This is a genomic window from Maricaulis sp., from assembly GCF_030149425.1.
In the GTDB taxonomy this organism is placed as follows: Bacteria; Pseudomonadota; Alphaproteobacteria; order Caulobacterales; family Maricaulaceae; genus Maricaulis.
In genome coordinates, this window is the sequence record NZ_JASBRQ010000005.1 from 20,803 (window position 1) to 43,343 (window position 22,541).

Sequence of the window (22,541 nt, forward strand, 5' to 3'; positions counted from 1 at the left end):
TGAAGCCGTTAGTTATTTCGCCAACGATTTCAACAGGGGGTTGCTTGTGCGCGTATTCGATCAGTTTCTCATGGCCGGTTCGGCCTGCCTTGTTCTGGCGTCTGCAGGATGGACTCAAACAGAACCGTCTCGCAGCGAGGCCCTGGCCGCCATGGCTGCGATCGAACTCGATCAATCCCGTCCAGGCGTTCTGAGTTTTGAAGGCTCACGTTTCGAGAGCGGCAGCGTCATCCTCTCCGGCGTGGTGATCCATAATACCGGTTTTGATGAAGCGGAGCGCGATGCCAAGGGGCAGCCGGTCAATGACAACCCCTATCTCGGCGCCGACATGCATATCGAGGAATTGCGCTTCGACAGCCCTCGCTTGGGTGCTGGCGACAGCTTCTTGCTCGATGGCCTGACCCTGTCCGGTTTTGCCCTGTCAGGGCATGACAGTGATGCCGTCCTCAGCCTCGAGACCCTGCGTATTGATGCTCCGAACCCGGCACTGGCCGCTGCGATCGGTGAAGTCCTGCGTACGCCGCGCGTTGGCGGAGGCGGTGATGATCTCGAGCTCGACGGGATTTCTGCCGGCGAGGTGGTGTTTTCCGGCTTCGAAATGGCGGGCGTAGACCCCGACGGAACCGATGTGCGCATGAGCATCGAGGATGTGCGCTGGTCCTATGATGCGGATGCCGCATCGAGCCGCTTCGTGCTGCGCGACTGGAGTGTCGACACGGTCACGGCGAACAGCGCCACACTGGATTTCAATGCCGGCGAAGTCCGTCTCGAGGGCATCGATATCGATACCCTCACCTCCTGGGGTGATTTTGCGCAGGAAGATGACCAGTCCGGCTTTGTTGAAGCCTATTTCCAGACCATGATGCTGCAGCCGGGTGAGCTCTACCAGCTGCTCAATATCCGCGATGTCGCGATGACGATGAGTGGTGTCGAGCTGGCGCTGGACGCGTTGACCGTCAGCAATGAAGTCAATGGCAATATCACCCGGTCGCGGACCCGTATGAACGGTCTCAGCCTTGTGCCGGATGCGGCGAACAAGCAGGGCGCGGAGGTCGCCACGGGCCTTGCCCAGATGGGCTATGAACAGATCTCTCTGCAGGCCGAGTTCAACACCTATTTCGACGCCGAGAACGGGCGCATCTGGACCGAGGGCGATAACTACTACCGGCTCGAGGACGGTTTCCGCCTCGATATCGTGTCCGACACGTCCGGCTATGACCAGTTGTCACAAATCATGGCGATTGCCGCCGAGGCTGACCGGGACGATCCCGCGGTCAGCCAAGCGATCGGCCAGGACGTGCTCAGTGCGCTCCGTATCCAGGAACTGGCGGTGACCTTGAGCGATGAAAGCCTGCTGGCGCGGGTCGTTGCCCGTATGAGCGAGGACCAGCAAATGCCCGAGGCGGATGCACGGGCCCAGCTTGCCGGGGCTGCCGGGCTGATGGCGCTGGGCATGACCCAGTCGCTGGGACCGGAATTCGGCATGCAGGCCAATCGCGCCTTGATGGGCTTTATCCAGCAGGGCGGGTCGCTGACTGTGCGCGTTGCACCTGAGGGCGAGCCCAGCATCATGGACATGCTGGTTCCGGACGCGAAGACAGGCGGTCTCAATGCGGATGCGATGGGCCTGTCAGTGACCCATACGCCTCCGTCGAATTAGGACTTGCGGCCGGCCAGGGCCTGTGCGCCCTGCTCGTCCCAGAAACCGCGCATTTTCGGCGCGATATGCTCGCGGAAACGACGCCCGTTGAAGACGCCATAGTGACCGACTGAGGGCTGAATCCAGTCCATTTGCAGCGCGTCCGGCAGGCTCGAGCACAAATCGTGTGCCGCCTGGGTCTGGCCGATACCGGAGATGTCGTCCTTCTCGCCTTCCACGGTCAGCAGGGCCACGTCCTTGATGGCCGCGGTGTCGACCCGGCGGCCGTGGACTTCCTGCTCGCCCTTGGCCAGCTTATGGTCCTGGAAGACGTCCTTGATGGTCTGCAGGTAGAATTCCTCCGACAAATCCATCACGGCGAGATACTCATCGTAGAAAGTGCGGTGTTTTTCCGCGCTGTCGCCATCACCTTCAACGAGGTGATTGTAGAAATTCCAGTGCGCATCGACATGGCGGTCGAGATTCATATTCATGAAGCCCGCCAGCTGCAGGAAGCCCGGATAGACCCGGCGCAGCGCGCCCGGATTGGGCGCCGGCACGGTATGGATCAGGTTTTTGGCAAACCAGTCATAGGGTTTTTCTTCCGCCAGCTTGTTCGGCACGGTCGGCGATTTTCGCGTATCGATCGGCGAGCCCATGAAGGTCATCGAGGCCGGCCGGTTCGGATCATTGTCTTCCGACATCAGGGCAATGGCGGCGAGGGTCGGCGGGCCGGGCTGGCAGACGGCAACCACGTGCACATCCGGCCCCAGAAGGGCGATCATCTTGCGCACATAGCTGGTGAAATCATCGAGATCGAAACGACCATCGGCCAGCGACACCATGCGGGCATCCTGCCAGTCGGTGATATAGACCTCGCTATCCGGCAGGAAGGTCTCGACCGTACCGCGCAGAAGCGTGGCGTAGTGGCCGGACATCGGTGCAACGAAGAGGACTTTGCGGTCCTTTTTCGGACCGCGAATGGCATCCAGCATTTCGTGGTCGCGGCGGAAGTGCAGCAGGTCACACCAGGGTTCCGACCATACCACTTCTTCACGGACCGGGACGCGGTGACCTTCCACGACGGTATGGTCCAGCATCCATTCCGGCTTGCCGTAACGGCGGGTGACGCTCTCGAACAGTTCAGCGGCTGCGGCCATGGTCCGCCCGGCGACGGTATCGCCCATCGGGTTCCACGGTGCCCGGATCATGCGGCGGGTCGCATTGGCAGCGGCACGCCACGGCGTCATCGCCATCCGGTTCATTTCATACATGCTGTAGAGCATAAAGCCTCCAGGGCGCAGCCGGCGGAATTATCGGTCCGTCAGGATGCACCTTCTTCCTCAAGGAAGTCTTTCAACCCTTGCGCCACGGTTTCAGGGTCGGTGCCGTGGGCGAAGATGTTGTAGAACTTACCTTCAAAATCCATGAAATAGATGATGGACGAATGATCCATCAGATAGTCGTCGCCTTCGCCGGAGCGGCGATAGGCCACACGATATTCTCCGGCCGCGGCAGCGACCTGTTCTTCCGTGCCGGTCAGCCCGACGAGATTATCCGGAAAGGCCGGCGAGGCGACATATTGTGCCATCTGCTCAACCGTATCCCGCTCCGGGTCGATCGAGATCAGCATGGGCTGGAAATGGGACCGCTCTTCCTCGGTCAGCCGGTCCAGGGCCAGATCCATGATCTGAAGAGAGAACGGGCAGACGTCAGGGCAATAGGTGAAGCCGAAATAGATCAGCATCGCCTTGCCGCGGAAATCCTCGTCGGTCACCGTCTCGCCGAGATGGTTGACCAGGGTGAATGGACCGCCGATATCGGCTTCGCCCGAGACCCGGACCGGAGCGGGCCGGTCGACCCGGTCGCCACCCTCCATGGCCATCAGGGTGAAGAAGGTCAGCATCATGACCATCGGGGCGGCGAGGACCAGCCAAACCCAGGCGCGCTCGCGGACCATACCGCTGAGAAATCGGCCAAAAGCCGACCCCTGCTTGTCACCATTGTCGGACATTGAAACTCCATGAACTGTTCGCCCGCCGGCGAAGCATGATATGCGAGGTCCCCGCGCACGCATGCTGCGGGTGCGAAACTATGGTCGGCGAGTTGATATGTCCATCAAGTATGACGGATTTGTGCAGGGTTTCTTATGAGTGATGCGGACTGGGACCCCTATGGCGGGGACGCACATCTGACACCGGTCTTTGGCCGTTTGCGCTTGCGCACGCTGGTCATGTTGCGCTGGCTGGCCGTGACCGGACAGACGCTGACCGTGCTCAGCGTGCATTTCATTCTCGGCTTTGAATTGCCGCTCGGCTTCTGCCTCGGCGTCATTATTGCCAGTGCCTGGATCAATACCTGGCTGACCCTTTCGGTGCGGCCGCAGCAATTTGCCAAGGACTGGCAGGCCTTCGCCCAGCTCGTCTATGACGTGGTCCAGCTCTGTGCCCTGCTGATGCTGACCGGGGGGCTGCAGAACCCGTTCGTGGTCATGCTCGCCGCCCCCGTGACGATTGCCGTCGCCGCCCTGCCGCCGCGCTGGTCCCTGGCGATCGCCCTTATCGCCATGCTGGGAACCGGAGCGATGTGGCTGTGGAGCCTGCCGCTGCCCTGGATCGACGGCGAACCGCTAAACCTGCCGGCTTTCTATATTGTCGGTCTTTGGTCGGCGATCTTCATCGCCGTGGCCTTCACCGCGGTTTACTCCTGGCGTGTGAGCCGCGAAGGGCGCTCCATGGCGACGGCCCTGGCCGCGACCCAGAGCGTATTGTCGCGGGAACAGCGGCTGTCTGCCCTCGGAGCGCTCGCCGCGGCAGCTGCCCATGAGCTGGGTACGCCCCTGGCCACCATCCAGCTGACCGCCAAGGAAATGCTGCGCGAGCTGCAGGATAACGACCTTCTGCGCGAGGATGCGGAATTGCTCGTCACCCAGGCCCGCCGCTGCCGGGACATTCTCAAGCGATTGAGCCAGGAGCGTACCGCCTCCGACCAGCGCCATGATCGCGTCGAGTTCCTGGCCGCACTTGAAGAAGCGGCAGCCCCCCTGCGCGGGCTTGGGCCCATGGTCGATGTTCACCTGGCTCAGCCGGGCAGCGCCTCGGCGACATCTGAGCCGGTTCTGCGGCGCATGCCGGAGCTTCTCTATGGCGTTGGCAATTTCATCGAGAATGCCGTCGATTTTGCCGAAACCCGTGTCGTGGTGGAGGGCAGCTGGGATGATGATTACATCATGATCGGGATCGAGGACGATGGAGCGGGCTTTTCGCTCGAAATTCTTTCCAAGATCGGAGAGCCCTATGTCACCTCCCGGTCCGGTACGCCGGGTCAGGGCGGCCTCGGCCTGGGTGTGTTTATTGCCAAGACCATGATTGAAAAAACCGGCGGTGAGGTCAGTTTCGACAATGCGGGCAGCCAGGGCGGCGCTGTTGTGCGTGTGCGTTGGCCGCGCAAACAGGTAGAGGCGGCGCCGATTGTTCGCTAGGAGAGAAGCGCACAAGCCGCCGTCATCGGACGGTCGTTGTTGCAAGTGCGATTGAAAACGAGGGTTTGAGTGTGAGCGATATCGAATTCGAGCTTCCCGAAGACAAGACTCTGATGATCCTGGACGATGATGCGCCGTTCCGGACGCGCCTCGGCCGGGCCATGACAGGCCGTGGCTTTGTCGTTTCAGCAGTCGGAACCGTCGATGAAGCCCGTGAGATCGCGCGCTCCAACCCGCCGGCCTTTGCTGTTCTCGACCTTCGCCTGGAAGACGGTGACGGGCTGGAAGTCGTCAAAGCCCTGCATGCTTCTCGCCCGGACTGCCGTGTCGTTATGCTGACCGGTTACGGCAATATCGCCACCGCGGTTGCGGCGGTGAAGGCTGGTGCGGTGGATTACATGTCCAAGCCTGCCGACGCAGACGATATTATCAAAGCCTTGCTGGCCCATCCGGATGACAAGCCGGAGCCGCCGGAAAACCCGATGTCGGCCGATCGCGTCCGCTGGGAACATATCCAGCGGGTGTTCGAATTATGCGATCATAACGTCTCGGAGACGGCACGCCGTCTCAACATGCACCGCCGTACGCTGCAGCGTATCCTGGCCAAGCGGGCACCGCGCTAATTCGTTTCCGCGTCCTCGGCAAAGGCAAACCCGTATACCGGCCCGCCATCGGCGCCCTGGACGATGGCCATGGTCTTCAGGCTGCGATAGCTCTCGCCGGCGAATTCCGCGGATCCGCCGTCCCAGCGGCCGATATGGGTCAGGCTTTTGACCATGTTGTAGTGAAGCATCTCGGTTCCGGCATTTTCGCCGGCTTCGATGTCGACGGTCGCCCAGCCGGGGGCGTATGAGACCAGCCAGACGTCCAGCGGCTCTTCTGGCGCCTCGCCGTCAATATTGACCACGAAGGAGCCGAACGGGCCGTCGCTGATCGATATCTCCGGCGTGTAGGGCATAGCGGTCAGGCGCTGCTCGACGGCATCGGCGACCTTGTCCTCATTCCAGCCCGGCGCATTGATGGCGCCATCGACAACGAATTGCGGCGTATAGAGCCGGTTGATGCCCAGGCGCGGCAGATAGGCGCGTTGGCGGGTCACATATTCCGGCCGGGCATAGGTGTCGGTCCAGCCATACATGTCCCAGTAGGACACGCCGAAGGCCAGGACAAAGACATTCTCACGCTGGTCGAGTTCGCCGAGATAGCGATTGGCATCCGGGCACAGGCCGCATCCCTGGCTGGTGAACAGTTCGACCAGGACCGGGCGCGTTTCGGTGGGCTCGTCACAGGACGCCGTACCGGCGGTGGCGGCGGACGGCATGACCAGCATGAGGGCAAGGACTAAGGCGGCATACATACGCATGCCGCCTAGATAAGCATCCCAGCCCGTGTCGGCCAATCACTTGGCTGTGACACGGGCGGGAGGAATGTGTCCTGTGCGTTAGTCCCGGGCAAGATTGCGCAGGACATAGTGCAGGATCCCGCCGTGGCGGAAGTATTCCAGCTCATTATCGGTATCGATGCGGGCCCGGGCCGGAGCGGACTTCCGGGTGCCATCCGGGAAGGTGATTTCCACGGTCATCGAGCAACGCGGTTCCAGTTCCGAGACGCCCTTGATGGTCACGGTCTCATCGCCCTTCATGCCGAGGCCTTCCCAGGATACGCCGTCCTCGAACTGTAGCGGCAATACGCCCATCCCGATCAGGTTGGAGCGGTGAATACGCTCAAAGCTCTCGGCGATAACCGCCTTGACCCCCAGAAGGCGCGATCCTTTGGCCGCCCAGTCACGCGATGAACCGGTGCCGTATTCCTTGCCGCCGAAAACGACGAGCGGCGTTCCTTCCGCCTTGTAGGCCATGCAGGCATCAAAAATATCGACCTGCTTGCCGTCCTTGAGCGTGTAGCCCCCCTCGACGCCATCGAGCATTTTGTTCTTGATGCGAATATTGGCGAAGGTGCCGCGCATCATCACCTCGTGATTGCCGCGGCGCGATCCGTAGGAGTTGAACTCCAGAACGGGCACCTGGCGCTCCTGAAGATAACGGCCGGCCGGGCTGTCTGCCTTGATCGAACCAGCTGGGGAAATGTGGTCGGTGGTGATGGAGTCACCGAACAGACCCATGATCTTGGCATCGATGACATCGCCGGGCGCTTCCGGGTCCATCGTCATGCCCTCGAAGTAAGGCGGGTTCTGAACATAGGTGGAGGTGTGATCCCAGGCGTAGGTGAGGCCGCCATCGACCTGGATGGAACCCCAGGCCTCATCGCCCTTGAACACGTCGGCATAGCGTGTCGCGAACATGTCCGGCGTCACCGCTGTGCGCGTAGCCTCGGTGATCTCCTCCGAGGAGGGCCAGATATCCTTGAGGAAAACGTCATTGCCGTCCTGGTCCTGACCGATCGGATCCTTGGTGATGTCGATGGTCATGGAGCCGGCGATCGCGTAGGCGACGACCAGCGGCGGCGAGGCGAGATAATTGGCCCGGACATCCGGGCTGATCCGGCCTTCGAAGTTGCGATTTCCCGAGAGCACCGAGGTCGCGACCAGATCATTCTGGTTGATGGTCTTGGAAATCGCCGGCGGTAGCGGGCCGGAATTGCCGATACAGGTGGTGCAGCCATACCCTACCAGGTTGAAGCCCAGAGCATCGAGGTCGTCCTGCAAGCCGGCGCGCTCGAGATAATCGGTGACGACCTGTGAGCCGGGAGCCAGGGAGGTCTTCACCCAGGGCTGGACCTTCAGGCCCTTGGCGACGGCATTGCGGGCCAGCAGGCCGGCGCCCAGCATGACCGACGGGTTGGAGGTGTTGGTGCATGAGGTGATGGCAGCGATGGCGACATCGCCATGGGTGAATTCAAACGCCTCGCCCTCGACCGGGGCGGATTTGCCCATTTCATCGCCCTTGCCGTATTCGCGCTCCATCGCTTCGGTAAAGGCCGGTGCCGCTTCGGTCAGCACGACAAGGTCTTGCGGGCGTTTCGGGCCCGAGATCGCCGGAACTACAGTGGCCATGTCCAGGTGCAGCGTATCGGTGAAGACCGGGTCGCCGTCATATTCCGGACGGAACAGGCCTTGGGCTTTGGAATAAGCCTCGACCAGGGCCACGCGTTTATCATCGCGGCCGGTGGCGCGCATATAGGCGAGCGTTTCATGATCGACCGGGAAGAAGCCGCATGTTGCACCATATTCCGGCGCCATATTGGCGATGGTGGCTTCGTCCTCGAGCGACAAGTGATCGAGCCCGGAGCCGTAGAATTCGACGAACTTGCCGACCACGCCGCGGGCGCGCAGCATTTCCACCACGCGCAGCACCAGATCGGTCGCGGTGGCCCCTTCCGGCAGTTTGCCGGTCAGCTCAAAGCCGATGACTTCCGGGATCAGCATCGAGACAGGCTGGCCGAGCATGGCGGCTTCCGCCTCGATACCGCCGACACCCCAGCCCAGAACGGCGATGCCGTTGATCATGGTGGTGTGGCTGTCTGTACCGACGCAAGTGTCCGGATAGGCGACGGTTTCGCCGTTTTCTTCCCGTGTCCAGACGGTCTGGGCGAGGTTTTCCAGATTGACCTGGTGGATAATCCCCGTGCCCGGCGGGACAACGCGGAAATTATCAAACGCCTTGGCACCCCATTTGAGGAATTTATAGCGCTCGCCATTGCGCTGGTACTCGCGTTCGACATTCTTGCCGAAGCTGTTCTCACCGCCGAAATAATCGACCATTACCGAGTGGTCGATGACCAGATCGACGGGCACTTGCGGGTTGATCCGCTTGGGATCGGCGCCGAGCTTGCCGGCGGCATCGCGCATGGCGGCGAGATCGACAACGGCGGGGACGCCGGTGAAGTCTTGCATTACCACTCGTGCCGGGCGATAGGCGATTTCATGCGTGGAGCTGCGGGTGGTGAGCCATGCTGCCATGGCTTCGATATCATCCTTGGTGACCGTCTTACCGTCTTCAAACCGAAGCAGATTTTCCAGTAGAACCTTGAGAGAGGCCGGCAGTTTGGAAATACCCGCCAGGCCGTTTTCTTCTGCCGCCTTGAGATCGTAATAGGTGTAGGTTTCGCCCGCTGCGGTCAGCGTGCGCTTGCAGGAAAAACTGTCGAGAGAGGCCATTGATATCATCCTCGGCTGGGTAGGGCGCGGACGCGCCGGGGGAGGAGGGAAACCTATATAAGGTTTTGTGCTGCGTGCGTTTTAGCCGCACACATAGTGCCGTGCAATGCGGCCCCTACGCGTTGACGCCAGCGTGGCAATTGGGCGACATGCGGACGATGAACCAGATCGCCGAAGTTTTGCCGAATCTTGCGCCCTTTGAATCCTTGGCGCTCAGCGTCGCGGGATTGACCCTGTCTCGGGGTGATTTGTGTTTGATCTCGGACCTGGATCTGCGTCTTTCCGGCGGCGATGCGGTGTTCCTGATGGGCGCAAACGGTTCCGGCAAGACCACCTTCCTGCACGCGCTGGCGGGTTTGGTGCGCCCGGATCAGGGCACGATCATGCTCGGCGATCGGCCGCTTGATCTGGAGGCCTCGGAGTGGATCGGCTGGCTCGGCCATGTCGACGGGTTGAAGCCGAATGAAACGGTGCGCGAAACCCTGCGTTTCTGGGCCGGGCTGCAGGGTGAGCGCAAGCCGCCGATCATGGCTGTGCTCAAGGCGCTCGATATCGGTCACCTGATCGACAGGCCGACCGGGCGGTTATCGCGTGGACAGCAGCGCCGGGTCGCCTTTGCCCGGGTGGCCGTGGCCAATCGTCCGCTCTGGCTGCTTGATGAGCCGGCCGGCCCGCTGGACCAGCGTGGACGCGACCGTCTCGCCGAGCTTGTCGCCTGGCATCGCGACCGTGGCGGCATCGTTATTGCCGCCACACACCAGATTCTCGACTGGCCGGGCGCTGAGACGCTGGAGTTGAGCCGATGAACGCCCTGAGCCGTGTTTTCGCCCGCGAGGCGCGCCTGGCCTGGGCCGGCGGCGGCGGTGCAGCCGGGCCGGCAGCCTTTTTCCTGGCCTGTATCTCGATTGTTCCGCTGGCCGTGGGGCCGCAGGCTGAACGCCTGTTGGCCATGGGGCCGGGGATTGCTGCTATCGCCGCCCTTCTCGCCGTGGTCCAGACCGCCGAACGCCTGTTCGCCGACGATGCCTCCGACGGCACGCTGGAGCTCTATGTCCTGATGCCGGTCAGCCCGGCCCTGCTGGCTCTGGCCAAGGTGCTCGGCCAGGCCGCCGCCACCCTGGCGCCTCTGCCGGTCATCGCGGTGATCGGCGGTATCATGTTCGGGCTGGATTTTGCCCAGTCGGCCCTCGTGGGTTTGGCCCTGCTCTGTGCTCTTCCGGCCCTGGCCCTGATTGCCGGCTTTGCCGGTGCTCTGGCGGCGGGTGTGAAACGTGGCGGCTTGCTGATCGCCCTGATCGCCATTCCGATGATGGTGCCGGCGCTGATCTTCTCGTCCGGGGCCGGAAGGGCGGCACTTGAGGGCGAATGGGACCGGGCCTGGGCCACGCTCTTGCTGACCCTGGCGGTATCGCTGGGGACGATGGCCCTGATGCCCTTCGGCATTGCTGCCGCGATGCGTGCCCGGACCGGCTGATCAATCGAGCAGATTCAATGTGTCGACAATTTCGACATCCATCGACCGGCTCAACGCATCATCCAGGAAGGGTTTGTGGGCCGCCCCGACGATAATCAGGACCCGGCCGCCAGGCCGCTGGGCCATGATTTCGCGGGCATGGGCGGCCATGCGCAGATTGCGCGCTTCCCAATAGGCCAGACGCGCCCGTCCGATGCCATCCATGTCGGCCCGGGCGAAGGACACCCAATGCACTCCCATGTCGAGTTCAGCGTATGGCGCGCTATTCATGTGCCGCAAGGCGGCGAGCAAGTCCTCGGCACTGGCGACCGAAGCCGTTGCCGATTGAAGCTCCGCCATCGCGTCGCCCGACATGACCTGTGTCATCACTTCGCTGGCCTGAAATGACGCGGCGAAGGCCTCGTACCCGCCAAGAAAGGCGCGTTTGTCGGAGTGGCTGTCGAAGGCGAAAATCCGGTCATGTCCGAGCCGCGCGGCCAGCGGCACGGCGAATTGCTGGACCTCGTTGCTGCGCTCCAGATCGCTGTTCAGCGTCTCGGCAAGCGCCTCGGATATGCCGTCACCGGCGCGGCGCTCGGCTGCGGCCAGGCCGTGCCAATGGATCAGGGCCGAAGCGGGATCAAGATTGGCCAGATGAAGTGCGGCGAGCCGGCGACGCTCGGCGGCTGAGGCGTTCGCCGTGGCTTGTTCGACAGCCTGGCGTGCCTGGTGCCGCGTCAGACCCAGTTCCTGCTGGGCCTGCTGCGCCAGGTCGATGATCCGGCCGGCAAACTGGTCAGTCACTTCCTGATAGGCCGGATCGGCTTGCATCATCTCGATTTCGCGGGCCGGGAGCTGTTCGATCAAGATCAGGTCCGGAGCCCAGTCGGCGAGCTGGTCGACAACGGGGTTGGCCCAATCCGGCTCGAACGCGCTCAATTGCCGAAGATGCATGGTGGCAAGCACCGCCACCTCTGTGGCCGGTCCGTCCAGCGTCTCGACCATGTCTCGCGGCGCCGGAGCGGGCTCGGTATTGGCCTGTACAAAGCCGAACAGGACGGCGGTAATCATCGCAAGCATCATATCTGTCTCCCTGGCGCCGTTATGATGCGTGCCAGGGGGCAAATGGATGCAGGGCCCGCGAGCGCTTTGACGCAGTTGCCGATTTTGGTCCGGCGAAGTAAGCAGCGTGCATGCTGTCTTACTTTTCCAACCCGCAGCGTTTCGATCAGCTCGCCCGCATTGCGATCCCGGTGTGCGGTATCGGCGGTTTGCTGCTCGCGGCGATCGGTGTCTACGTCTCCTTCTTCGCGTCGCCGCCGGACTACCAGCAGGGCGATACGGTCCGGATCATGTATGTGCATGTGCCCGCGGCCTATATGGCCTCAGCCATCTATGCCGGCATGGCGGTTGCCAGCTTTATCTATTTTGTCTGGCGGCACTCCCTGGCAGATGCGGCGGCAGACGTCATGGCGCCGATTGGCGCGACTTTTACCGCCCTGGCGCTGGCAACAGGCTCGCTGTGGGGCAAGCCGATGTGGGGTACTTGGTGGGAATGGGATGCGCGGATGACCTCGGTGCTGGTCATGCTGCTGATCTATCTCGGCTATATCGCCCTGCGCGGGGCCATCGAGGACCGCCAGCTCGCGGCTCGCATGGCCGCGATCCTGGCCATGATCGGGGTCATCAACCTCGTCATCGTCCGGTTTTCAGTGGAATGGTGGTCGAGCCTGCACCAGCCGGCCTCGATCATCCGCATGGATGGGCCGACCATTGATGGCAGCCAGCTCACCCCGCTCTTCCTGATGATGGGCGCCTATACGCTGTTGGCGGCCTGGCTGGTCTTCTACCGCCTGCGTTCGCGGGCCTTGGTGCAGCGCGCCCGTAGCATTCAGAGCCGGCGCGAGCGGGAGGGTATGTGATGCAGGATTTCCTCAATATGGGCGGTTACGCCTTCTACGTCTGGGGCTCCTGGGGTGTCTCTGCTCTTGCCATTATCGCTTTGATCGTTTTCGCTCTTCTGGAACGCGCCGGGGCCCAGGCCCGCCTGCGCGAACTGGAAGAGGATGAGGGTTGATGCGCGTATTTCAGGTATTGGCGCTGGTGGCGATAGTCGCCCTGGCAGGGCTGCTCGGCTGGCGTGAATACCAGCTCAATTACGCGCCGCGTCCAGCCTTGCCTGAGCTCGCCCTGGCGGAGCTGGACGGGCGTACCGGTTTCGATCCGGCCGGGCAGAGCCAGGCCTATCTGATCAATGTACTCTCTGCGGATTGCCTCGATTGCAGCAGTGAAATGCCGGTCCTGAGCGCTCTCTCGGCGGAAGGGATCACGCTCTACGCGCTCTTCCACGGAGATGATGCCGGCGAAGTGACCCGGTTTCTTGATGAGTTCGGCGATCCGTTCGCTGGCGTGATGCTGAGCAATAGTGCGGCCTTGCTCGAAGACTTCGGCATGGCCGGACTGCCTTTCACCGTGATCGTATCGAATGAGGGTGAAATCATCGCTCGCGTTGAAGGAGCGATCGATGTGCCGGTGCTGCAATCGACAATCTATCCGGCGCTTGAGCGTGAAGCGCGGCGGTCGCGCTAGGCCGCGGTTGCGACCAGGTAAATCACCAGCCGGAATACCGCAGTCGCCAGTATCGTGACCCAGAGGCGTTTGCCCGCCAGCCAGCCGGCGAGCAGGCCTGCCGCTGCCGCAGCCAGCGACATCACGACAAAGCCGGGCATGACGAACACGCCCCAGACCAGCCAGAAGCCGGCCGACAGTGAAAAGCTGACGGTCAGGGCGGCGAGGGCGTGACGCAGGAGCATTTATTCTGCGGCGACTGGGCTGCCGGGCTTTTGCAGCTTCTTGGCGGCTTTTTTTGCGGCTTTCTTGGCCTTGGCCTTGGCTTTTTCCTTGGCCTTCTTCTTGGCCTTCTTCTTCTTCTCTTTTTCTTTATCGCGCGCCTTCTTGGCCGCTTCCTCGCCCTTTTCCAGGGTAATCGCGATGCGGCGCAGGGTTTCCAGGAAGCTGGCCCGCTTGTTTTTGGGCAGAGAAGAGAGGATGGCCTCGTCCGCTTCCATGGCGCCGAGGGTGGCGACTTCGAGCAGGGTGCGGCCTTCGGTCGACAAATGCACCGCATTGGCGCGGGCATCGCCTTCCAGTTTTTCACGCTCGAGCAGGCCGTTCTTGACCATGCGGGCGACCAGCTCCGCCAGGGTCGAGCGGTCAATGCCGGTGGCCTTGACCAGATCGGTCTGGGTCAAGCCTTCCTTTTGAGCGGTCGCGTGCAATACCGCGAACTGGCGCTGGGTCAGACGCGCACCGGCCATCGCCTTGGTAAAGCGTTCCGCCGCGAATTGCTGTGCGCGATGGAGAAGGTGACCGGGCGACTCGGCGAGATTAAATCCCGACGGATCAGGCAGTTCTCTCGACATGGTCCACTCCGCGTATGCCTTCAGTCACCATAGGACCGATTTATAACGCGAAAATGACGTTTGTCCGAGCACGGATTTTCACCCGCCGGTCAGGCCTCTTCTGCCTCGGCTTTTTGGTATTTGAACAGCAGCGGCAATTGCGCAGCGGCGAACAGCATTGAGGCGACCAGAACCCCCAGCTTGGCGTTCGACCAGAAGGCTTCGGTCAGGTTGAGCTCGGCAAACCAGCGCGCGCCTTCCGGTACGACACTGTCGGTGATGTGACGCCACATTACTTCATTGGCCAGGGCCAGGACCTGGAACCACAGCGCCCAGCGCACGGCCAGAAGCGTCCAGGCTTCGTCGGGCAGATCGAAAATATGCTGGAAGAAGATCTTCCAGACATTGTGGCCGGCGGCGATCGAGCCGAGCACCAGGAAAGACAGGAAGATATTGATGATGGTCGGTTTGACGTAGATGAAGATCGGGTCCTGCAGCCAGATGCCCATGGCGCCAAAGCCGAGTACGATGATGGTGGTGAAGACCAGCATCGGCGGGATGCGGTTCTCGATCCGGATCGAGGCGATCAGGGCGATGGTGACCGCGACCATATAGGCGCCGGTGCCGATATAGAGCGCCTGATCCGGCACATAAAATCGACAGACATTATAGACGAGGATCCAGACCGCGATCGGGCCTGCATCAATCATCAGGCGGGAGGATTGCTCCGTGGTGGACTGGGACTGGCTCACATTTTTCTCCCGTCAGGTCGACATCATACGCATTACTACGAGCCCGAAGGCCAAAAGGATTGCCAGGGCGATGCGTCTCAGGCCGAAGGGTTCTTTCAGGACCCAGGCCGCGAGTAAAGCGCCAAACACGACCGAGGTTTCACGCAGGGCCGACATCGGGCCGACCGGAGCGTTGGAAAGCGCATACATGGCAAAGCCATAGGACCCGCTGCCGAAGACCGCCGCGACGGCTCCCCAGCGCAATTCCTGGCGCATCAGGCCGGGCAGGGCGCGGCCGCGCCGGATGGCTGCCGTGGCCAGTATTGGCACCGAGGCGACGATCAGGGACCAGCCGACATAGAGCAATGGATCACCGGCCTGCCGCGCACCGGCTGTATCATTGACCGTATAGAGCGCGGTCATCACCGCGGCGATGGCGGCAAAGCCCAGCGCGGCCAGTTTCGGTGCGCCGCCCTTTTCAGGCCAGCCAAACCCCAGAACGGCAGTCGAGGCGATGGCCAGTCCGGCGACCTCCCACAGCGACAGGCTTTCGCCGAGAAAGGCCAGCGCGGCAATCGCCGCCATCGCCGGTGCAGCGCCGCGCATGACCGGATAGACCAGCCCCATATCACCGCGCTCAAAAGCCGCGATCATGGCCATCTGGAAGGTCCAGTGCAAAACCGCACCCAGAAGCAGGAAACGCCAGACGTCCCAACCGGGGAACGGGTTGCTGAGGACAAAGGGCAGATAGAAAACCGCTCCTGCCAACATCATGACAGCGCGGAAGGTCAGCCGGTCGCCGGCGCGCTTGGTCAGAAGGCCCATCACCGCATGCAGCGATGCCGAGGCCAGCATGGCGAGTGATGCGAGGTGAAGGGCCTCGCTCAAGCGCTAGGCCTCCAGCCCGGCCAGGGCGCGGGAAAAGCCCTCGGCGCTGAAGGGCTGCAAGTCCTCTTCGCCTTCCCCAATACCGATATAGTGGATCGGCAACTGGAATTTCTCGGCCACCTGGACCAGAGCGCCGCCCTTGGCGGTCCCGTCCAGCTTGGTCATGATCACGCCGGAGACGTCCGAGGCTTCCATGAAGGCCTGGGCCTGGGAAACGGCATTGGAGCCGACCGTTCCGTCGAGCACCAGCAGGACCTCGTGCGGCGCATCGGGGATTTTCTTGCGGATGACGCGGACGATTTTCTTGAGCTCTTCCATCAGCTCGGACTTATTCTGCAGCCGTCCTGCCGTGTCGATCAGTACCACATCGCGGCCTTCGGCCTGCGCCTGTTCCAGGGCGTCAAAGGCCAGTCCGGCAGCATCGGCGCCGATCTCGCGCTTGACCACTGGCGCCTTGGCGCGGTCGGCCCAGACCGAGACCTGCTCGATCGCGGCGGCGCGGAACGTGTCGCCGGCCACCAGAAGCGGGTCGCGGCCCTCGCGTTTGAGCTTGACGGCAATCTTGCCCAGCGTCGTGGTCTTGCCCGAGCCATTGACGCCGACAAACAGCACGACACGCGGCTGATCGCCATCAAGCGCCAGCGGGCGTTCGAGCGGTTCCAAGGTCTCCGCCACCACCTCGGCCAGCGCTTCGCGGACCTCCTCGTCGGAGACTTCCTTGTCGAAGCGGTCCTTGGCGAGACGTTCGGTGACCCGCATGGCCGCCTGGGCGCCCAGATCGGCGGCGATCAGCGTATCTTCCAGCTCTTCAAGCGCTTCGGCATCCAGCTTGCGCTTGGTGAAGATCGCGGTGACGCTTTCGCCGAGCTTGGAGGAGGTGCGTTTGAGCCCGGCGGCCAGTCGGGAAAAGAAACCCGGCTTCTTCTCGCTCATTGCGACAAAATCCCATGCAGTTCCCGCCCGTCATGGCGTGAAACCTCAATATTCACAAGAGCTCCCGGTCGTGGAGCCGTGTTTTCGTCAAACCGGATGGCGGCGAAATTGGCAGCGCGGGCAAAGCCCGGCCGTTCGACCAGGGCCCCTTCAATGCGTCCGATCATGCCGTCGAGATGACGGTGCAGGGCGGCATCCGCCTTGCTGCGCAGCTGCTGGGCCCGTGCCTTGACCAGCGCCCGGTCAAGCTGCGGCATGCGCGCAGCCGGGGTGCCCGGGCGCGGCGAAAACGGGAAGACGTGCAGATAGGCCAGATCGCATTCATCGACGAGGGCCAGCGAGTTGGCGAACATGTCGTCGGTCTCGGTCGGAAAGCCGGCGATGATATCCGCGCCAAAGGCGATCTCCGGCCGTTTGGCCTTAAGCCCCTGGCACAGATTGACCGCATCTTCGCGGGAATGGCGCCGTTTCATGCGCTTGAGGATCATATTGTCCCCGGCCTGCAGGGAGAGATGCAGATAGGGCGCGATCCGGTCCTCGCCGGTGATGGCGTCGAACAGGGCGTCATCAATCTCGATGGCATCAATGGAGGACAGGCGCAGGCGCGGCAGATCCGGCACCTGGGTCAGGATGGCCTGCACCAGCCGGCCCAGTTGCGGCTCACCGGGCAGATCCCCGCCCCAGGAGGTCAGGTCGACCCCGGTCAGCACCACCTCGCTATGGCCGTTATCGACCAGTGTCTTGATCTGGTCGACGACCTCGCCGGCGGGAACCGAGCGGGAATTGCCGCGGCCATAGGGGATGATGCAGAAGGTGCAGCGATGATCGCAGCCGTTTTGCACCTGAACATAGGCGCGGGCGCGGTTATCCATGCCATCGACGAGATGGCCGGCGGTTTCACGCACGCTCATGATGTCGTTGACGCGCACCTTCTCGCTGCCGCCCAGAAGCGTCGCCGGCTCGAAGGTCTCGGCCTTGAGCTTGTCGTCATTGCCGATGACGCGGTCGACCTCGTCCATCTTGGCGAACATGTCCGGATCAACCTGGGCGGCGCAGCCGGTGACGATGATCTTCGCCTCCGGGTTTTCGCGCCGGGCGCGGCGGATCTGCTGCCGCGCCTGGCGCACGGCTTCATTGGTGACGGCGCAGGTATTGACCAGAATGGCGTTGGTCAGGCCCTTGTCGCGCGCATGCTGGCGCATGACTTCGCTCTCCCAGCCATTGAGGCGGCAGCCGAAGGTCATGATGTCGAGGCCGGGCTCCCCGGGCGCTTGCGCCTTGGACGGCGTGTCGGCCCCGGACGCGGCAGGGTTGTCGTCACGCGCTTGGGTCATGGCCGCTGGATAAGGGGGTTGGCGGGTTGATTGTCAAGCAGGATGACTGAGTCCACAGGTGTGGCTCGAATGCTGCGCTTGCAATTTAAAACCGCTTGGCCCGGCCAATTTCGAATTATTTCCCTTTACGCGCGAGCGCGACGCTACGTTAATGAACTGTCACAAACGGTTTTCCAGGGGAGTGTACGCATCATGAAACAAACCCGTATCCTGTCATCGACCGCGATGGCGCTGGTTCTCGGAGCCACCATGTCGGTTCCGGCTCTTGCCCAAAGCGATGAGACTGAAGTGATTGTCGTGACCGCGACCAAACGCGAACAGGCCATCCAGGACGTTCCCTTCTCGCTCAATGCCCAGACCGAGGATGATATCCAACGCACCGGTGCGGACAGCATTGAGGATATTGCCCGCAATGTAGCCAGCCTCTCGATCCAGAACCTTGGACCGGGTCAGAGCCAGGTCTCGATCCGCGGTGTTTCCGCCGGTCAGATCGTGCGCGACCAGCCGGGTGTGAAGGAGCAGGTCGGTGTCTATCTCGATGAAAGCGTGATCTCGCTGTCCCTCTTCACCCCGGATTTCGACCTCTACGACCTCAACCGGGTTGAAACGCTGCGCGGCCCGCAGGGGACGCTGTTCGGCTCCGGCTCGATCGGCGGTACGGTGCGTTACATCACCAATCAGCCGGCGATCGGCGAGCATTCCGCCAGCGCTGAGGCCGAGCTCAACACCGTTGCCGATGGCGGCGAAGGCGGTCACCTCAAAGGCATGGTCAATGTGCCTATGAGCGATGCTGCGGCCCTGCGCCTGGTCGGCTATCACACCAATTATGCCGGCTATATCGATGCGCTGGGCGAAGGCGGCAGCCGTGACGAGGATGTCAATTCGGGCAGCCGCACCGGTTTCCGCGCCGCTCTCGGCCTTGAGCTGAGCGACACGGTCCGGATCACGCCGCGTATCATTTATCAGGAAACCGAAGCCGACGGCTTTAACCGCCAGGAACGCTTCAACCTGTTCGCCAATCCCTTCACCACGACGCGTCCGGCAATCCAGCTGGAAGAGCGCGAGCAGTATCTTCTGCTGGGCGAGGAATTCAGCGACGAAACCATGCTGGCCGACGTCACCGCCGAGTTCAGCTTTGACGGTGTTGACCTGACCTCGGTCACCTCCTTCACCGATCGCGAAATCCTGGTCAGCCGGGATGCATCGGCCCTGACCGGTTCGGTTTCCGTTGATCTGGGTTATCCCGACGCCGCGGTGACCCTGCCGTCCAACCTGCGCGACACCACGGATGTGAGCCAGTTCACCCAGGAGATCCGCCTCGCCTCGACCACGGATGGCGATGTCGACTGGATCGTCGGTGCCTTCTATTCCGACGTTGACCGTGAATATGCCCAGCGTCTTCCGACACCGGGCTATGACGCCTTCACCGATGCGACGCTCGGTGCGGGTACGGCTGCAGCGACCAATGGCAGCTTCCCGGCCGACTCGCCCTACTCCGCTGACCTCGATTATTCGATCGAGCAGATTGCGATCTTCGGTGAAGCGACCTGGTATGCCACCGACCGGTTCAACCTGACCTTTGGCGGCCGCTGGTATGACTTTGACGAGGTTCGCACCATCTCCCAGGGTGGTTTGTTCTCGTCCGGCTTTGACAATGTCGAGGACACCACCTCCTCCGACGGTTTCAATGCCCGCCTCATTGGTAGCTATGAGCTGAACGATACGGTGACGCTGAACGCGCAGGCCTCCCAGGGCTTCCGTCTCGGCGGCGTCAACGACCCGCTCAACTCGACCCTGTGTACGACCGAGGATGAAGCCATCTTCGGCGGCTTCCAGGACTATGATGACGAGACGCTGTGGAACTATGAGGCCGGTATCAAGGCCCAGCGTAATGGCTGGACCTTCAATGCGGCGGTCTTCCACAATGAGATCGACGATCTGCAGGTCACGCTCGATGCCGGCTCCTGTTCCTCGCGCATCACCTTCAACGTGCCTGAGGCGCATTCCACCGGTGTGGAGTTCGAATACTCCTACCAGATGACGGACAATCTCTTCGTCGCCTTTGCCGGTACCATTCTCGAGGCCGAGTTCGACACCACTGTGGTCGATGGCACGGGTGCGGTCCTGGCCGGTATCGAGTCGGGCAACCGCCTGGCCTCCACCCCGGAAGTCATGCTGTCCGCCTCCATGGCCTACACGTTTGACGCCTCCTGGGCCGGTAGCGGCGCTGAAGGCTTCTTCACCGCGTCCTACCAGCATGTCGGCGGCCAGTTCACTCAGCCGAGCGATCAGGTTGATGGCGCAGGCACCTTTGTCTCCGGATTGCCCTTCGGCGGTGCGTCCGGCGCGGACGGCACCTGGGTCGATCTCGAGCTCGACCCCTATGGCCTGGGCTTCCTTTCGGCCGGTCTGGATTGGGGTGACACCCAGCTGACGCTCTTCGTCGACAATGTCATGGACGAGAACGTCAATACGTCCTTCGACCGCGAACGCGGCGGCCGTGCCCGCCTTGGTTTCCGCACCAATCAGCCGCGCACGATCGGCATCAATATCCGCAAGCAGTACTGAGCCTTACGGATAAGTGGAAATGAGAACGGGCGGCTCAAAGAGCCGCCCGTTTTTTGTTGCGTTGAAGTTGGAGCGTTTACTCCGCCGCGGCGGTTTCCTGCTCGTCGATCCAGCGCCGCACCTTGGCTTCCAGTGAGGAGAGCGGCATGGCGCCATCTTCCAGCAAGGTGTCGTGGAAGTCGCGGATGTCGAAATTCTCGCCCAGGCGTTCCTCGGCTTCGGCCCGCAGATCGCGCATCAGCAGCTCACCGGTCTTGTAGGCCAGCGCCTGGCCCGGCCAAGCGATATAGCGCAGCACTTCAGTGCGCACATTGTGCGGCGCCAGGGCAGAGTTTTCCAGCAGGCAGGCTTCCGCCTCTTCACGCGTCCAGCCCATATAGTGCATGCCGGTATCCACCACGAGGCGGCAGGCGCGCCACATCTCATAGGTCAAACGGCCGAAATGCTCATACGGGGTCCGGTACAGGCCCATATCGATGGCGAGGTTCTCGGTATAAAGGCCCCAGCCCTCACCGAAGGCGGTGATATAGGTCTGCTGGCGGAAGGCGGGCACATTCTCCAGCTCACGGGCAATGGCGATCTGGTGGTGGTGGCCCGGCACGGCCTCATGCACGGTCAGGGCCGGCAGCACATAGAGAGGCCGCTGATCCAGAGCATAGGTATTGACCATATAGCCCCCGGCAATCCCGCGCTCGGCATCGCCCGGCCAGTAACGGCCGGTGGTATAGGTCGGCGCCATGGTCGCCGGCACAGCCCGCACGCCATAGGGCAGGCGTGGCAGATTGCCGAAGAAGCGCGGCATGGCGTCGTCAGCCAGCTTGGACAGGTAGGAGGCGTGCATCAGCAGCTCCTCTTCCGTCTCGGCATAGAATTGCGGGTCGGTGCGCAGGAAGTTGAGGAAGTCGGCAAAGGAGCCCTCAAAGCCGGTTTCGGCGATGACCTCTTCCATCTCCGCGCGGATGCGAGCGACTTCGGCCAGACCGCGCTGGTGTACCTCTTCCGGGGAGGTGTCCAGCGTCGTGTGGTAGCGCGTCAGCGATTGATAGTATTCGCGGCCGCCCGGCACTTCGGAAATCCCGATCGTGTCACGCGACCCCTCATAATACTCGCCCTGGAAGAAGTTGAGCAGGTTGTCATAAGCCGGCAGGACCGTGTCGTTGATGGCCGCCATGGCCTCGTCGCGCAGACGCGTGCGCTCCGCCTCGTCGAGGGTTTCGGGCAGGGCGTCGATCGGGGCGATCAGCATGTCGCGCAGCGTGTCGGGATCGTTCAGGCTCTGCATCTGCGAAATGACGCCATCGACGATGATGCGCGGCTGGGTGAAGCCGGTCTCGATGCCTTCACGCATCCAGGCAATATTCTGGTCGAATACGCCGGGAATACCGTTGAGGCGCTGGACCCAGGCCTCGCCCTCTTCAATCGTCCGCGGCCGCGTCGAGGAGGCGGCATAGGTCGGCCCGGTGAAGAAGCCGCTATCAGACATGAAGGGTGTGCGCGAGGTGTCGTACTGCGACAACTCGACGGAGAATTTGAGCAGATAGTCGAGGACGGCATAGGAGACTTGCTCGCTTTCCGTCAGCGCCTCTGCGTCAATGGCGTCCAGCCGGTCCAGGAATTCCGTCTGGCGCGCGGTGGTTTCAGCCTGGGCTTCGCGGGAGATATCATCCCACTGGCCCATCGCCTCGACATCGCCGCGGCGGGCGCGGGCATTGGTGCTGTTCTCAACCCGGTAGGCCTCGAATTCCTCGATCAGCGCGTTGAAGGCCACCGAGGCCTCACTCGACGCTGCCGTCGCGGCAGGCGTTTCAGCAGCGGCCGTTGCCGGTGTCGCTGCAGCCGGAGTCTCCGAGGACGGAGCCGGGGCTTCGGTGGCGGGCTGGCAGGCCGCGACCAGCAGGCTGGCCGCGGCGATTGGAACAAGACGCATAAGCTCTCCCCTTATTACCTGTCTCGGCAATTCCCGTTTCGGCGCGCAGTCTGTCGCCGGGCGAGACGG

21 protein-coding genes are annotated in these 22,541 nt (G+C 62.4%); 9 read left to right on the forward strand and 12 right to left on the reverse strand.

Translation table 11 applies throughout. The features are described from left to right. The first annotated feature begins 46 nt into the window (after window positions 1–46). On the forward strand, window positions 47–1,660 hold the full coding sequence (locus Q1V57_RS01055; RefSeq protein ID WP_300526972.1) for a hypothetical protein: 1,614 nt from the start codon (window positions 47–49) through the stop codon (window positions 1,658–1,660). Here Q1V57_RS01055 and phaZ read toward each other — a convergent pair. Next, window positions 1,657–2,925 carry a polyhydroxyalkanoate depolymerase gene (phaZ, locus tag Q1V57_RS01060; RefSeq protein WP_300526973.1) on the reverse strand — a complete coding sequence of 423 codons (1,269 nt, stop codon included), beginning with the start codon at window positions 2,923–2,925 and terminating at the stop codon, window positions 1,657–1,659. The two genes, Q1V57_RS01055 and phaZ, sit on opposite strands and share 4 nt — an antisense overlap. A gap of 38 nt (window positions 2,926–2,963) precedes the next feature. Then, window positions 2,964–3,653, reverse strand: coding sequence for an SCO family protein (locus tag Q1V57_RS01065; protein ID WP_300526974.1), 690 nt, complete (start codon window positions 3,651–3,653; stop codon window positions 2,964–2,966). 135 nt (window positions 3,654–3,788) lie between these two features. Between Q1V57_RS01065 and Q1V57_RS01070 the strand changes: the two genes are divergently transcribed. Both Q1V57_RS01070 and Q1V57_RS01075 read left to right on the forward strand, forming a co-directional pair. Next, window positions 3,789–5,120 (forward strand): ActS/PrrB/RegB family redox-sensitive histidine kinase, encoded by a 1,332-nt coding sequence (locus Q1V57_RS01070; RefSeq protein WP_300526975.1) that lies wholly within the window; start codon window positions 3,789–3,791, stop codon window positions 5,118–5,120. A gap of 113 nt (window positions 5,121–5,233) precedes the next feature. After that, the gene (locus tag Q1V57_RS01075) at window positions 5,234–5,743 is read left to right on the forward strand and encodes an ActR/PrrA/RegA family redox response regulator transcription factor (RefSeq protein ID WP_366145047.1); all 510 of its coding nucleotides are present in this window, start codon (window positions 5,234–5,236) and stop codon (window positions 5,741–5,743) included. On the opposite strand, the gene Q1V57_RS01080 is transcribed toward Q1V57_RS01075, so the two are convergent. Both Q1V57_RS01080 and acnA read right to left on the reverse strand, forming a co-directional pair. Beyond that, entirely contained in the window at window positions 5,740–6,477 is a 738-nt protein-coding gene (locus Q1V57_RS01080) for a thioredoxin family protein (RefSeq protein WP_300526977.1), read from the reverse strand. The genes Q1V57_RS01075 and Q1V57_RS01080 overlap by 4 nt on opposite strands. Before the next feature lie 84 nt (window positions 6,478–6,561). Then, window positions 6,562–9,237, reverse strand: a complete 2,676-nt coding sequence (acnA, locus tag Q1V57_RS01085; protein WP_300526978.1) for an aconitate hydratase AcnA — start codon at window positions 9,235–9,237, stop codon at window positions 6,562–6,564. 149 nt (window positions 9,238–9,386) lie between these two features. Here acnA and ccmA point away from each other — a divergent pair, with 149 nt between their 5' ends. Together ccmA and Q1V57_RS01095 are read left to right on the forward strand one after the other, a co-directional pair. Further along, window positions 9,387–10,043, forward strand: a complete 657-nt coding sequence (gene ccmA / locus Q1V57_RS01090) for a heme ABC exporter ATP-binding protein CcmA (RefSeq protein WP_300526979.1) — start codon at window positions 9,387–9,389, stop codon at window positions 10,041–10,043. Next, a complete protein-coding gene (locus Q1V57_RS01095) occupies window positions 10,040–10,711 on the forward strand; it encodes a heme exporter protein CcmB (protein ID WP_300526980.1) in 672 nt (223 codons plus the stop codon). The genes ccmA and Q1V57_RS01095 overlap by 4 nt, the downstream gene beginning before the upstream one ends. Here Q1V57_RS01095 and Q1V57_RS01100 read toward each other — a convergent pair whose 3' ends face one another. After that, entirely contained in the window at window positions 10,712–11,773 is a 1,062-nt protein-coding gene (locus Q1V57_RS01100; protein ID WP_300526981.1) for a DUF5694 domain-containing protein, read from the reverse strand. A gap of 110 nt (window positions 11,774–11,883) precedes the next feature. Between Q1V57_RS01100 and Q1V57_RS01105 the strand changes: the two genes are divergently transcribed. From Q1V57_RS01105 to Q1V57_RS01115, 3 genes are read left to right on the forward strand one after another with little or no spacing between them, the layout of a single operon-like run. Further along, window positions 11,884–12,612, forward strand: coding sequence for a heme ABC transporter permease (locus Q1V57_RS01105; RefSeq protein ID WP_300526982.1), 729 nt, complete (start codon window positions 11,884–11,886; stop codon window positions 12,610–12,612). After that, entirely contained in the window at window positions 12,612–12,767 is a 156-nt protein-coding gene (gene ccmD, locus Q1V57_RS01110) for a heme exporter protein CcmD (protein WP_300526983.1), read from the forward strand. Before Q1V57_RS01105 ends, ccmD begins: the two co-directional genes overlap by 1 nt. Continuing rightward, window positions 12,767–13,279 carry a hypothetical protein gene (locus Q1V57_RS01115; protein WP_300526985.1) on the forward strand — a complete coding sequence of 171 codons (513 nt, stop codon included), beginning with the start codon at window positions 12,767–12,769 and terminating at the stop codon, window positions 13,277–13,279. The genes ccmD and Q1V57_RS01115 overlap by 1 nt, the downstream gene beginning before the upstream one ends. Here Q1V57_RS01115 and Q1V57_RS01120 read toward each other — a convergent pair. The 6 genes from Q1V57_RS01120 to mtaB form a co-directional block, all read right to left on the reverse strand. Beyond that, window positions 13,276–13,503, reverse strand: coding sequence for a hypothetical protein (locus Q1V57_RS01120; RefSeq protein ID WP_300526986.1), 228 nt, complete (start codon window positions 13,501–13,503; stop codon window positions 13,276–13,278). The genes Q1V57_RS01115 and Q1V57_RS01120 overlap by 4 nt on opposite strands. Next, window positions 13,504–14,112: a MarR family transcriptional regulator gene (locus Q1V57_RS01125; RefSeq protein ID WP_300526987.1), complete on the reverse strand. Its 609-nt coding sequence runs from the start codon at window positions 14,110–14,112 to the stop codon at window positions 13,504–13,506. It lies immediately after the preceding gene. Window positions 14,113–14,201: 89 nt separating this feature from the next. Beyond that, entirely contained in the window at window positions 14,202–14,843 is a 642-nt protein-coding gene (locus tag Q1V57_RS01130) for a septation protein IspZ (RefSeq protein ID WP_300526988.1), read from the reverse strand. 12 nt (window positions 14,844–14,855) lie between these two features. Continuing rightward, window positions 14,856–15,710: a DMT family transporter gene (locus Q1V57_RS01135; protein WP_300526989.1), complete on the reverse strand. Its 855-nt coding sequence runs from the start codon at window positions 15,708–15,710 to the stop codon at window positions 14,856–14,858. Between the two features lie 3 nt (window positions 15,711–15,713). Further along, complete coding sequence (gene ftsY, locus Q1V57_RS01140) at window positions 15,714–16,643, reverse strand: signal recognition particle-docking protein FtsY (protein WP_300526990.1); 930 nt, start codon at window positions 16,641–16,643, stop codon at window positions 15,714–15,716. After that, entirely contained in the window at window positions 16,640–17,887 is a 1,248-nt protein-coding gene (mtaB, locus tag Q1V57_RS01145) for a tRNA (N(6)-L-threonylcarbamoyladenosine(37)-C(2))-methylthiotransferase MtaB (protein WP_366145048.1), read from the reverse strand. The genes ftsY and mtaB overlap by 4 nt, the downstream gene beginning before the upstream one ends. Before the next feature lie 339 nt (window positions 17,888–18,226). On the opposite strand from mtaB, the gene Q1V57_RS01150 reads away from it, so the two are divergent. Further along, window positions 18,227–20,545: a TonB-dependent receptor gene (locus Q1V57_RS01150; RefSeq protein WP_366145049.1), complete on the forward strand. Its 2,319-nt coding sequence runs from the start codon at window positions 18,227–18,229 to the stop codon at window positions 20,543–20,545. 76 nt (window positions 20,546–20,621) lie between these two features. Here the strand turns inward: Q1V57_RS01150 and Q1V57_RS01155 are convergent, their stop codons facing one another. Then, complete coding sequence (locus Q1V57_RS01155) at window positions 20,622–22,472, reverse strand: DUF885 family protein (RefSeq protein ID WP_300526993.1); 1,851 nt, start codon at window positions 22,470–22,472, stop codon at window positions 20,622–20,624. Window positions 22,473–22,541: the final 69 nt, after the last annotated feature.